The sequence below is a fragment of the Capnocytophaga leadbetteri genome (assembly GCF_003054025.1).
GTDB lineage: Bacteria > Bacteroidota > Bacteroidia > Flavobacteriales > Flavobacteriaceae > Capnocytophaga > Capnocytophaga leadbetteri.
Genome location: NZ_QBKG01000014.1, coordinates 1 through 13,029, shown reverse-complemented (window position 1 = coordinate 13,029; position 13,029 = coordinate 1). Strand labels below are relative to the sequence as shown.

Annotated in this window: 6 protein-coding genes and 1 rRNA gene; 3 read left to right on the top strand and 4 right to left on the bottom strand. The window is 41.8% G+C overall.

The features are described from left to right. Positions 1–4: 4 nt before the first annotated feature. Complete coding sequence (locus C8P65_RS09640) at positions 5–3,229, bottom strand: T9SS type B sorting domain-containing protein (protein ID WP_107782622.1); 3,225 nt, start codon at positions 3,227–3,229, stop codon at positions 5–7. A 580-nt stretch (positions 3,230–3,809) separates the two neighbouring features. Between C8P65_RS09640 and C8P65_RS09635 the strand changes: the two genes are divergently transcribed. Beyond that, the gene (locus tag C8P65_RS09635; protein ID WP_107782621.1) at positions 3,810–4,148 is read left to right on the top strand and encodes a transcriptional regulator; all 339 of its coding nucleotides are present in this window, start codon (positions 3,810–3,812) and stop codon (positions 4,146–4,148) included. 9 nt (positions 4,149–4,157) lie between these two features. On the opposite strand, the gene C8P65_RS09630 is transcribed toward C8P65_RS09635, so the two are convergent. Together C8P65_RS09630 and purL are read right to left on the bottom strand one after the other, a co-directional pair. Further along, on the bottom strand, positions 4,158–5,066 hold the full coding sequence (locus tag C8P65_RS09630) for a hypothetical protein (protein WP_107782620.1): 909 nt from the start codon (positions 5,064–5,066) through the stop codon (positions 4,158–4,160). A 278-nt stretch (positions 5,067–5,344) separates the two neighbouring features. Next, complete coding sequence (gene purL, locus C8P65_RS09625; RefSeq protein WP_107782619.1) at positions 5,345–9,010, bottom strand: phosphoribosylformylglycinamidine synthase; 3,666 nt, start codon at positions 9,008–9,010, stop codon at positions 5,345–5,347. Between the two features lie 443 nt (positions 9,011–9,453). Here purL and C8P65_RS09620 point away from each other — a divergent pair, with 443 nt between their 5' ends. After that, positions 9,454–11,919, top strand: coding sequence for a hypothetical protein (locus C8P65_RS09620; RefSeq protein ID WP_107782618.1), 2,466 nt, complete (start codon positions 9,454–9,456; stop codon positions 11,917–11,919). 212 nt (positions 11,920–12,131) lie between these two features. Then, positions 12,132–12,701 (top strand): hypothetical protein, encoded by a 570-nt coding sequence (locus C8P65_RS09615; RefSeq protein ID WP_107782617.1) that lies wholly within the window; start codon positions 12,132–12,134, stop codon positions 12,699–12,701. Between the two features lie 45 nt (positions 12,702–12,746). Here C8P65_RS09615 and rrf read toward each other — a convergent pair. Further along, positions 12,747–12,854 (bottom strand): 5S ribosomal RNA (rrf, locus tag C8P65_RS09610). Positions 12,855–13,029: the final 175 nt, after the last annotated feature.

The following is a 13,029-nucleotide window of genomic DNA, read 5'->3' as shown; positions in this document are numbered from 1 at the left end:
TCTTTTACTTTAATAAGGTAATCACTCCTTTTTGTTTTTCCACATTGCCCCCTTCTATCACATAGATAAACACTAATGAGCGTTTGCCTAATTCTTTATAAGTAGTGCTATCTGGCCAATTGTTCTGATAATTAGTAGTCGAAAGCACCTCTTTCCCTTCCTGACTATAGATGGTCACGCGCACATTAGGTTGGCAATACGTATCAGGTATTACCCAATAGTCGTTTACGCCATCAGCATTAGGCGTTACTATATTCGGAATTACTTTTACTTCAAAAATATTCAGCTCAAAATCAAGGGTATTAGCCCCTACGGCCGTACACGATTCTTCTTTTAGTGTATAGGTGCCTGCCATATCTTTTGAAGTGATTCTGAGGGTACTGCCATAGGTCACAGTGCCGTCTGACTTCGCCCAAACAAAGTTATTACCTCCGTCAGCTACCAATTGTTGTCCTACATTCACATCTAACTTGCGCTCTCTTGCCGAACTGTGTTGGTTGATTTCCTTAGCTAAAGCGCCTGTAGCGGTTATTTGTTTTATTTTTAGGTTACCTGTACGGTAATTTTCTACCTTTATATGGGCGCGCTTAGGGCAACCTCCGTTGTTTATCTCCAAATAGTACTCTCCTGTCTCGCTCACGGTTGCTGTGGGTTGTTCACTACCCAAAGCGGTATCGTTGCGATAGTTAGCACTGGTTACTTTATACCATTTGTACGAAAAACTATCCGCTACTGACGAACTTGGGTCAAAACTATCAGAGGCTACAGTTAAAGTTAGCGAACCTCCGGGACATAAGTAAGCGGTAGTCTTCGCTCCTTCTGATGAAGAAATTTCAAAATCAGGAATAGGTGTAAAAGCTATCGTTTTAGGGTCTGAAACCTTTATGATACTAGTATTGTAAATCACACGTATAGTGTATTGAGCGGCATCAGAGTTGCTCGCGCTCGATACTACATAAGTAGGATTTGTTTCTCCATATACATCATTACCATCTTTAGCCCATTGGAAGCTAAAATAACGATAATCCGATTTCTTTACAATCACTTCTTCTCCCGAACTGCTCAATTTTACTTTTATTTGTTGCAATTCAAGGGTAGTTTGTGTACGCGTCTCGCAATTTACTGAGGCTACAGTACCTACGCGCAATTGCTGAATATCAGAGATGGTTTCAAAATAAACAGGCCCTAAAGTTACTGTATTACCACAAGTACCAGTATCTGTTAGCTTTACCTGATAAATATCTACTGAAGTAGGCGCAGTGCTTATAGTAAGCGAGGTACCTGTCTCTCCTGTCAATACAGTACCATTTTTTGTCCACTCTATAGTAGGCGATTCCATATTGTGCGATACTTTCAGCTCGTTAGTTTTCCCTGCGTAGAAAATCTCGCGTGTACCCATATCATCTTCCCAACGCACTACTATATTTTTCTTCCTTACTACTATCGCAGCTGAAGTTGCAGGGCAACCACCGTAATTAGCACTTACCGACACATAGAATGCCCCCGAGCCCTCAGTACTATACTCAGTAAGCCCTACCCCTTGTGCTACTTGTGCTCCGTCTTTATACCAAGTGTAGGTAGACGAAGCATTAGCACCAGTAGTAACGGTTAAGGTTACCGAGGCACCGCAATATTCTAAGTCTGCAACACCTCCGTTTATCTTCAGCGCATTAGCATCTTTCAATAAAATGTTTATTTCGTTCGATTCGGGGATGCTACTATAGTTAGGCCCTGTTATATTCAGTTTATATTTACCATTTTCTAAGGCGCTACTCAAGGTTATCTCTTTGGCATTAGTGCCTACATTAGCATAAGTACCTGTGATGTTCGCTTGCCATTGAAAGGTGAAAAACGAATAATCAGCAGGGTCTACGGTTACCTCATTGCTGCCTATTTGCGCTATAATCTTATCTACCGTTAGGGTTACACGGTCGTACGTACAATCCTGATAAGCCGATTTTGTTTTGATGCTTACTTTGAAGTTATCTGGCTGAGTAAGCTCATATTCAGCCGTTTGCACTGTTACGGGGCAACTACCTGTCTGGCTTATTTCAGCTTTGTATTTACCTGCCGAAGTAGTTACTAAGGTCGCTCCTGTTTCACCGCTAATCTCCGTACCATCTTTAAACCATTTGTAGGTAGGGGCTTCAGCAGTAGTGCTTACCGTAAAAGTCTTATTCTTACCGGGCATTAGCACGCTACCGCCTGTAGTATTTAGGGTAGCCGTAATAGCGTCTTTGCGAGTAATGGCAATTTGGTTAGAACGCACATCGCAATTACCTCCGCTTCCCACTTCCACATAATATTTCCCTGCCTTATTATCAGGCGCATTCACGGTATAGGTATTATTGTCAGTCTCTGCTATTTTAGTTTTTGTCTGAGGGTCTGAAGCGTAGTAATACCAAAAATACTTACTCCCTGCTATAGGAGGCGTAGCGGTAAGTGTAAAAGCATCGTTAGTACAGATAGCGGTAGCCGAACTGCTAAGGGTAACGGTCTGATTACCCGATACTCCTACTGTGATATTGGCAGAACGCGCATTAGTTGCTCCTGAACAAGCGCCATAATCTATTTCAGCATAATATTTACCTGCCTCGCTAACCGTCTGGGTAGGAGGCGCATCACTTGCCAAAAGAATGTTGTTGCCCGAAGAGCCTGCTTCTTTCAGCTTATACCATTTGTACTTGTAGTTAGACGGATTTTTACCCCCTGGCAAAGCGGTAACTTTCAGCTCTTGTGTATGTCCTGAGCAAAGCGTTACATTAATAGGCGATACGGTTATCTGAGTGGTAACATCCTGATAATGAACTTCTATCTCTTCCCCTCTATTGCCGCCAGCTTCCCAAAAGGCTACCACTTCATTCGACGGACTTGTACTTCTTACCCTTATTTTGTATTTCTTACCTTGGGTAGTAGAAGGGAACTGAAATGTTACAGGTATCTCACTGCGATTGTTTTTATCAGTAATCGTAGAGAGAATGGTAGGGTTGTCAAAATTACCATCAGCATCCGAAAGTTCTACGAAGTATTTGTTATCAGCGTTAGGGAAAGGAGGTTTCCACGAGATATTTACCCTAAAGCTGTTAAAATCACTTTTAGGACAAGCATATATCGCAAAACCCAACTTAGCCTGCTTAAGCGAGCCTTGGGTCTGAGCGTATAGCTGTACATTGCTAAAATACGTCAGAAAAGCTACTATAGTACACGCTAAAAATCTTGTTACTTTCATCTTTTTCCTTTAAAATATTAAAAACATTGCTAAACTGAAGTGCCTACTAAGCACTATAAATCGCACAAAAGTACAAAAAAAGAATCATATAAAAAAATTCTAATTAAGGTTACTTTTATGACTTACATATCAGTTTAGTACGGCAAAAATAATGCCACGATGCATCGCTACCTTCTACAAACCTTTTAAGTAGCTCATTTCTAAAGCATTTACCTCTCGTTCCCCTCCCTTTCGCAGTACTGTCACCCCCTGCAAAGCCCTCAATTTTTAGCTATTATTTATGAAGACATTAAGAATAATTTAACGCTACTATCACACCCCAACGCAAGTTTGCAGCTCGTATCTTCCCCCAGCCTTCTCATTCTTCACAGCCTTCCCATATTATCACTATCATTGCTAACTTGCTTTCTCATAATTATTTTGTACATTTGCACTATATAATTATCCCTGTTGTTATCCAGCTACGATAGTAGAAAATAATCTAAGATATAACAACAACACCCAAAAATAAAATTACTTTGCAACGATTTAGGCATCTATAAAACCAATGCCCTATTAAGGAGATTAACAATATAATTTTATGAGTGAATCCTTATTTTTTACTTGTGAAGAAATAGACCTCAACCCTCGTACATCTTGGGCAGAGCTTTTGCAAATAGCTTTTATAAATAAAGAGCAATATTTTTCTATAAGCAGATTAGCTTATGAAGAAGAACTTTATTTTGAATACAATGAGCAAACTCACTACATTTATGCCCTATGCCAAGATGTAGAGTTTAATTTGAAAGCCAATGCCTTATATATTCATATCACAAAACCCCTAAAAAGTAATTGCCCTTTCAGTACTATTACAATACAATTACCTTCTACCCCTATTAATTTAGAAGAAGTGTTACAACACTTAAAAAGTAACAATTAGGCAAGAAGCCTAATAATCTGTTGTTCTCACTCCGTGTATTCTTTTTTTCTTCTTTGGCTTTGGTAGCGAATAGGGGGAATGTATGCCTCCAAATTCATCGATAATATAGGCTACTCGCTGTGTTTCATCACTTACTACATATAAGCAGTGCTTATGTTCGCCGAATAGTTCACCTTCTGCGGTGAGTATCCAAGCCATATTGCCTTGCACATCTTTCCATTTAGTTACAAACTGTAACTCAGTAAAAGTGTAATCAGAAGATGGGTAGTTTTCCCTATATGTCTCAACAATAGCAATAACTTTTTCACGATTGAGTTGAGGGAACTTACCATTACGAAAAAGATGTTTTTGGTCGCTTTTAAGTCCGTAGTTTCGCAGTTCCCAAATCATATATAACTGGGCTTTGATTTCATTTTGTACAGAGGCATTGGCAAAACCTTCAGGAGTAAGTATATCTTTGTCTTCCAACTGTAGGCAGACATCAATCACATCAATAAGGGCTTGCGAAAGCGGTAAGGCACAGTTGTACTGTGTTTTTAAAGAGCATTGTAGAAGATGATCTAACGAAACTATAAGCTCATAGAGCACTTTTTCATCGGGGTCTGTTTCATCTAAATAGCTTTCATCTATATTTTGTAACGATAGGTAATAGCTAGAAAGAGTATTGAGGTCGGGAGTAATAGCTTCATCTACTATTTGCCATAGGTAGTTGAGTATATCTTGAAAAAGTTGTATTTCGTTTTCTTCAAAGAAGTGAGTTATTTGCGGTTGGCTTTGTTGCCATAATTCTTCACACACCCAACAGCCCCAAGGAAGAAAAGCTTCTTTAGGAAGGGTATTAATTTGAGTTTCAATAGTGTTTAAATAGCTTTTAAAACTATCGGGTACTTGTATATGGGGTACTAAATCATTTCTCATTATCTTATCTCTTACCTACAAAAAAAAAAGAAAGTCCGATAAAAAATTATCGGACTTCTTCATTAACCAACCAAAACTTTAAATTATGAAAACTATTATTTGAAGTTTACAATGAGCTACCACCCTCATTGCACTGCAAAGGTACGAATAAAACCGTACTTGTCAAGTGTATTTTTAAGTTTAACAAAAGTTTAATACAAAAAGGGGCTTATACAGCCCCTTTTAGCGTAATTTTAATATTGAAAATCTTATCCTTTTTAAGATTTTATTTACCATTTTTATTTCGCATTGTGCGCCTCTATCCACTCTCTGGCATTGATAAATGCCTCTAACCAAGGACTTACCGCTGCCTTTTCATTCGGATAATAAGCCCACTGCCAAGGGAATACCGAGCGCTCTATATGGGGCATCGTTACCAAATGTCTTCCCGATTTATCGCACAGCATAGCCGTGTTGTAATCTGAACCATTAGGATTAGCAGGATACTCTTCATAAGCGTATTTACCTACTATGTTATAAGCGCTTTCTTCTAACGGCAAATGAAATTTACCCTCACCGTGCGAAATCCATACCCCTAAAGTACTGCCTGCAAGGCTCGATAACATCACCGAGTTGTTCTCCGGAATTGCTACCGACACAAAGCCGCTTTCGTGCTTGCCACTGTCGTTATGCCACATCTTGCCGTGCTCTGAATGTTCGGGATTGATGACCTCCAACTCCATAAACAGCTGACATCCATTGCATATACCTACTGAAAGAGTGTCAGGACGAGCAAAGAAATTATCCAATGCCTTTTTAGCCTGCTCGTTGTAGAGCAACGCTCCTGCCCAACCTTTGGCACTACCCAATACATCAGAGTTAGAGAAGCCGCCTACAGCTCCTATAAACTGTACATCTTCCAAAGTTTCACGCCCGCTGATAAGGTCAGTGGTATGCACATCTTTCACGTCAAAACCTGCCAAATAAAGAGCATTTGCCATTTCGCGCTCAGAGTTGCTACCCTTCTCGCGTATCACTGCCGCTACTGGACGCTTGCCTGCAGGGCGGATTGTTTTTTCACCGGTGAAGTGCGCAGGGAAAGTGTATTGCAAAGGCTGCTCAGAGTAGTTCTGATAACGCTCTGTAGCCTTATCGTTCTTGGTTTGCTGTTTGTCTAATAAGTAAGAAGTCAAATACCACACATCGCGCAATTCAGGTATACTGAAGTGGTATTCTTTGCCAAAATGGTTAATTCTAAGGGTTTCAGCAGTAGCTACGGTACCTATTTTAGCGTAATGTATGCCTTGTGCCTCCAAAAAGCGCTCTACAGAGGCATCAGCTTGCAATACAAGCCCTACATTCTCTGCAAAAAGCACTTTTAGCAAGTCTTCTTCGCCCAAAGCAGCAAGGTCTATGGTAGCCCCCAACTCGTTATCAGCAAAGCACATTTCTAAGAGGGTAGTGATAAGCCCTCCACTACCTATGTCGTGCCCTGCTTGTATTTTGCCTTCATTTATAAGAGTTTGTACCGCATCAAAGGCTTTCTTAAAGTAGTTGCTATCTCTCACCGTAGGCGCTTCTGTGCCTATCTTGTTGAGGACTTGAGCAAAAGCCGAACCGCCTAATCGATAACTATCATCTGATAAATTCAGATAGTAAATAGCCCCTCCGTCTCTCTTCAGTACGGGCTCAACTACCTTTTGCACATTAGTACAATGAGCAGCGGCCGAGATGATAACAGTACCAGGGGCAATCACATCGCCTCCTTCAGGGTATTTTTGTTTCATCGATAGCGAATCTTTCCCCGTAGGGATATTGATCCCCAATTGTATAGCAAAGTCCGAAGCCGCTTCTACCGCTTCGTACAAACGGGCATCTTCGCCTTTGTTGCGGCAAGCCCACATCCAGTTGGCAGATAGCGATACGCCTTTTAGTCCCCCTTCTAATGGAGCAAATACTATATTAGTAAGGGCTTCTGCTATCGCATTGCGGCTACCCGCTGTAGGGCTGATAAGTGCCGTAAGTGGCGAGTGACCTATGCTGGTAGCGATTCCCTCTTTGCCGTTGTAGTCGAGAGCCATTACCCCTACGTTGTTCAAGGGGAGTTGCAGAGCGCCTGCACATTGCTGTTTGGCCACCTTACCCCCTACACAGCGGTCTACCTTGTTGGTAAGCCAATCTTTACAAGCTACCGACTCTAATTGTAGCACTTGCGACAAATAAGTGTATAGCTGACTTGGGTAGTAAGTAAGCCCTTCGTAAGTGGTAACTACCGTTTCATCGGTCATTACCGTTTTAGGCGAACTGCCAAATAGGGCGCTAAGGTCTAAGTCCATTGGGTGAGTGCCTTTCTTTTCAGAGGCTATACTGAAGTGCTTATCATCAGTTACCACACCCACCTCATACATAGGCGCACGCTCGCGCTCAGCGATAGTTTTTAGTTGGGCTATAGCCTTTTCGGGCAATACCAAGCCCATACGTTCTTGCGATTCATTGCCTATAATCTCTTTATCCGATAAAGTAGGGTCACCTACAGGCAGTTTATCCAAATCTATTTTACCGCCGGTTTCCTCAATAAGTTCAGAGAGGCAGTTTAGGTGTCCGCCTGCCCCGTGGTCGTGTATAGAGACGATAGGATTCTCGTCCGATTCTACCATCGCGCGGATAGCATTAGCGGCACGTTTTTGCATTTCAGGGTTAGAACGCTGCACCGCATTAAGCTCAATACCTGCGCCAAAAGCCCCTGTATTAGCTGACGATACGGCAGCACCCCCCATACCAATGCGGTAGTTTTCACCGCCCAAAATAACTATTTTATCACCTTCTTTAGGTGTGTGTTTTATAGCTTGCGAAGCTTTGGCATAGCCTACCCCACCCGCTTGCATAATCACTTTGTCGAAACCTAATTTGCGACCGCCTTCTTCGTGTTCAAAGGTGAAAAGCGAACCAGTAATCAGCGGCTGACCAAACTTATTGCCAAAATCGCTCGCCCCATTCGAGGCTTTGATAAGGATATCCATAGGCGTTTGATACAACCATTTGCGTTCAGCCATTCCTTGCTCCCAAGGGCGGTCTTCTTCTAATCGGGGGTAAGCCGTCATATACACCGCTGTTCCTGCCAAAGGCAACGAACCTTGTCCACCTGCCAAGCGGTCGCGTATTTCACCACCCGAACCCGTAGCTGCCCCGTTAAAAGGCTCTACGGTTGTAGGGAAGTTATGGGTTTCGGCTTTTAGCGAAAGTACTGCCTCAAAAGGTTTAACCTCATAAAAATCAGGTTTATCAGCACTTTTGGGGGCAAACTGGTCTACGGTAGCCCCTTTAATGAAAGCCACATTGTCTTTATAAGCCGATACTATGCTATTAGGGTTTGCCTGCGAAGTCTTTTTAATAAGTTTAAAGAGAGTAGAAGGTTTTTCTTCACCGTCAATTACAAAAGTACCATTGAAGATTTTATGACGGCAGTGCTCCGAGTTAATTTGCGAGAAGCCAAACACTTCCGAGTCGGTAAGTTTGCGGTTCAGTTGCTTAGAGAGGTTCTCCAGATAAGCCACCTCTTCAGGGCTTAGCGCAAGTCCCTCTTGTTGGTTATACGCCTCAATATCGTCTATTTCAAGGGTAGTTTGCGGAGCTATATTAATGGTAAAACTATCCTGAGTAAGACCGTCGTATCGCTCAAAAAGCATCGGGTCAAAAGATGTATCAGGGTCAGTCAGTTCGTGGAACTCCTCAATACGAGTAATGCCCTGAATATCCATATTCTGGGTAATTTCCACCGCGTTAGTACTCCAAGGAGTAATCATTGCCGCGCGAGGCCCAACGAAAGAGCCACTAAGTGTAGGTAGGTCAATTTGTTCAGCGTTGCCAAACAGCCATTTCAGTTTATTGAGGTGAGGCTCAGCAAGGGCAGCCTCGACAGCCACCACATAAAGCGTTTTTTTAGGATTTTTAAAGAAAAGAAGCATCTTTTTCAATTAATAATTTATAATTAACAGTTTTAAGAGATTGTATTTAACATCAAAAATAACCTTCTGTATTTCTGACAGGCGTTCGCTTATAACTTTCATTAAACTTGGGGCAAATGTACAAAACTTTTTTGAATTACGAATGATAATTCTAATTTTATCATCACACTCCTCTCCCCTCACCGAACGTTAAGCGAAGGATGAGCGAACAATTAGCGAAGTTTAAGCGAAAAATTAGCAAAGAACAAACATCTTACAAACGCCCTTTCTGCTCGCCCTCTGTCACGTCCCACTCGTCTCACTTGTCCCACTCGTCTCACTTGTCTCACTCGTCCCAAACCTCCCAGCCTTCCCAGCCTTCTCAGCCTTCCCATTCCTCCTATCAACAAATTGCCTAATTCACAAATTATCCCTACCTTTGTCCCCTCACAACAATAACACCAATGAGCTATAACAACATCCTCGAAGAAGAACTCAAAAACAAAGTAGGGCACGATTATTTCGCCCCCTATAACCATACCGACATCATCGAACGCATCGATTTCGCCGTCGCACACCCCGAAACCTTCTTCGGACAAAAACACTATTTTCTGTGGGCAGAAGCCAAACGCGCTAACTCCGACATCTACAAAGCTCTCGCACAACTCATCCTCACCATCGGGAAAGCACGCACCTTTGAGCGCCTCTTGCCACCTAACTACCTCGGCGTATTCAATAGCCAGATCATCGCCTTTATCCCCTATTGGGAAGTACAAGACATCTTTTCACAAAACGATTTCAACTGGAGCGTTACCCCCTCCGACCATAGCACCGCCGAGTTCGAGCAAGTATACAACCGTGTCAAAAACATCCTCGAGTGCAACGCCTTCCACTTTCGATTCGGCACCGACGACAAAGAACTACACTCCTTTATAAAAGAAAATTTCGTCATCGGAAAAACAACCACCAACAAAATACAAATCACCAAAAACAACTTCATCACTATCTACAACAAATGGCTACAAGCCGTACGCCCCACTATTAGTATTGATTGGGAGGAAGCCAAAAAAGGAGGAATCCTCGATGCCGACTTCTATCTCGCCGACCTCCTCTCCTCCGATAATATTTCCCTCAAAGAAAGCCTATTCGTAGTCCTCAAAGAAAAGTACTACGAAATGAACAAGCACAAAAACAAAATAGGAATTTATGAGTCCTCCACAGTCGAATTTACCGACCAGCAGAAGGCCTATCACCAATTCTGGAACCACTACCAACGCCCCCCACGTGAAGAATATTGGGAATACATCCTCAACCGCCGCGACTTGCTCGTACCTCAAGATGTACGTGAGCGCAAAGGCTCATTCTTTACCCCACAGCTGTGGGTCGAACTCTCACAACAATACCTCGCCGAAGTCTTTGGAGACGATTGGCAAGACGAATACTACATCTGGGACTGCGCTGCCGGCACCGGTAACCTACTGGCAGGGCTTACCAACAAATACCATATCTGGGCAAGCACCCTCGATACTGCCGATGTAAAAGTAATGAAAGACATCGCCCATAACAAAGCTCTCAACCTCTTAGAAAGTCATATTTTTCAGTTCGATTTCCTCAATGATGAGTTCAACACCGAAAAACTTCCCGACGACCTTCTTCAAGTCCTCAACGACGAAGAAAAGCGTAAAAAACTCATCATCTATATCAACCCTCCTTATGCAGAAGCTGCAAGTAGAGGAACTGTTATAGGTACTAATAAAAACAAAATAGATGTAGCTGTAAAGATGAATACTTATTCTAAATACGTAGATAAAATAGGGATAGCAGGTAGAGAACTTTTCGCCCAGTTCCTGATAAGAATATACAAGGAAATCCCTAATAGCAAGATTGCAAATTTTTCAACTTTGAAAAATTTGCAATCTCCTAACTTCTCGGATTTCAGAAAAAAATATCGAGCGAAGCTCGAAAAAATTTTTATAGTTCCAGCCGATACATTTGATAACGTAAAAGGACAATTCCCTATCAGTTTTCAAATATGGGATGGAGCAAAACAAGAGGATTTTAAACAAATAAATGCTGATATATATAATAAAGAGGGAAGTTTTTTAAATGTTAAAAATATTAGTTCTTATGATAATAGAAACTTTATAAATGAATGGGTTATATCTACAAGAAATAGAGGAACAGAAAAAAACATTGCTTACATCTCCTGTAAAGGGAATGATTTTTCTAATACTAACTATATCTTTATTATTAACAACAAAGAACAATTACCTCACCCCAGAGGCAGTTGGGTTACTGATAAAAATTTGATTGAAATAGCTATCTATTTTTCTGTTCGTCACTGTATTTCAGCCACGTGGCTGAACGACCGCGACCAATTCCTATACCCTATAAACGGCTGGCAAACCGACACCGATTTCCAAACCAACTGTCTCGCCTACACCCTTTTTCACGGGCAAAACCGCATTAGTAGTGCCGAAGGCGCTAACCATTGGATACCCTTTACCGAACAAGAAGTGAATGCCCCTGCACGCTTCACCTCTCACTTTATGACCAATTTTATAGCAGGAAAACTCAGTAAGAAAGCCCCTGAGGAGCACAACCTCTTCACCCTCGCAGGAGAAGAAAACCCACACCAAAATACAGTTTTTGTACCTACAGAGCCTATCCAATTCACCCCCGAAGCACAAGCAGTATTTCAGGCAGGCAAAGCCGTATGGCAATACTACTTCACCCAGCCCAACCCCAATCCAAACGCCTCCCTCTACGACATCCGAGAACATTTCCAAGGGCGTAATGAAAAAGGCAAAATGAACAACAAAAGCGAGGACGAAACCTATAAACGTCTTATCACCACCCTACGCCAAGCCCTTGCCACTCTCGCCAAAGCCATAGAACCTAAAGTATATCAATACCAATTTTTGTTATAAATAACAATCTTCCACGCAACAACAAAGCCAGCTAGGGAGCTGGCTTTCTTATTTGCTAATTAATACACCAATCTGTGCACTTCAGCTAGAGCAATCATTCTTAAGCAATTAGCTTTTCCCATCTTTACAACTCTGTTCCACCCTGAAACAACTATTTGCCTAAGAAACAAAATTGCCGCAACTTTGCACCGTCAAACAAAAACAATAAAAAAATGGCACAAAGTTTCAACATTCTTACCCAAGACCTCCGCGGCGAGGTAGGTAAAACCATCGTATTCCGCCAACGTGGCGAAAAAACATTCGTAGCTCGTTATCCACGACCACGAAACCCAGAGCTCAAAGCTACCGAAAAGCAGCTAAAACGCCGTAGCAAATTCCAAGAAGCGGTTTTGTATGCCAAAAGTGCGCTTGCTAATCCTACTCAAAAAGCATTGTATCAAGCAGACCACAAGGTAAAAAGAAAGCTAATGAGTGCGTTCAACGTAGCCATAGCAGACTATCTGAACCCTCCAGTAGTACGTCGTATAGATGTCAGCAACTATCGCGGAAAAATAGGCGATAAAATCTACTTTATCATCTTGGACGATATTTCAGTCCAATCAGTAAAAGTAGCCCTTCATCAAAGCGGAGGCACTCTTATCGAGCAAGGTGATGCAGTAAAAGAAGGTATGCTATATGTCTATACTGCTACAGCTAATCAGAGCAGCTTTACAGGCAGCGTTCTCACCGTTACAGTTACAGACCTTCCTAAGAATGTAACCGAGAAAAAGCAAACCCTATAGAGCAAAAAAAAGAGCAATCTAATTATTTAGATTGCTCTTTTTATAAGAAGGCGGCGACATACTCTCCCACTTGCGTAGTACCATCTGCGCTAAAAGGTTTAACTGCTCTGTTCGGAATGGTAAGAGGTGAGACCTTTGACTATAACCACCTTAAATCATTTAGACTATATCATATTAATCATAGCCCATATATTTTAACATATGAGGATAAAAAGCAAATATTTAACTAACTCTTCCCTTAAAAAGAATGCTGCGCGAAAAGTCTACGGGTTATTAGTATTACTCGGCTATGATGTTACCACCGTTACACCTGTAACCTATCAACGTG

Excerpts from the sequence above, each read along its gene's own strand:
- C8P65_RS09640 (WP_107782622.1), bottom strand. The coding sequence starts at position 3,229 with ATGAAAGTAACAAGATTTTTAGCGTGTACTATAGTAGCTTTTCTGACG.
- C8P65_RS09635 (WP_107782621.1), top strand. The coding sequence starts at position 3,810 with ATGAGTGAATCCTTATTTTTTACTTGTGAAGAAATAGACCTCAACCCT.
- C8P65_RS09630 (WP_107782620.1), bottom strand. The coding sequence starts at position 5,066 with ATGAGAAATGATTTAGTACCCCATATACAAGTACCCGATAGTTTTAAA.
- purL (WP_107782619.1), bottom strand. The coding sequence starts at position 9,010 with ATGCTTCTTTTCTTTAAAAATCCTAAAAAAACGCTTTATGTGGTGGCT.
- C8P65_RS09620 (WP_107782618.1), top strand. The coding sequence starts at position 9,454 with ATGAGCTATAACAACATCCTCGAAGAAGAACTCAAAAACAAAGTAGGG.
- C8P65_RS09615 (WP_107782617.1), top strand. The coding sequence starts at position 12,132 with ATGGCACAAAGTTTCAACATTCTTACCCAAGACCTCCGCGGCGAGGTA.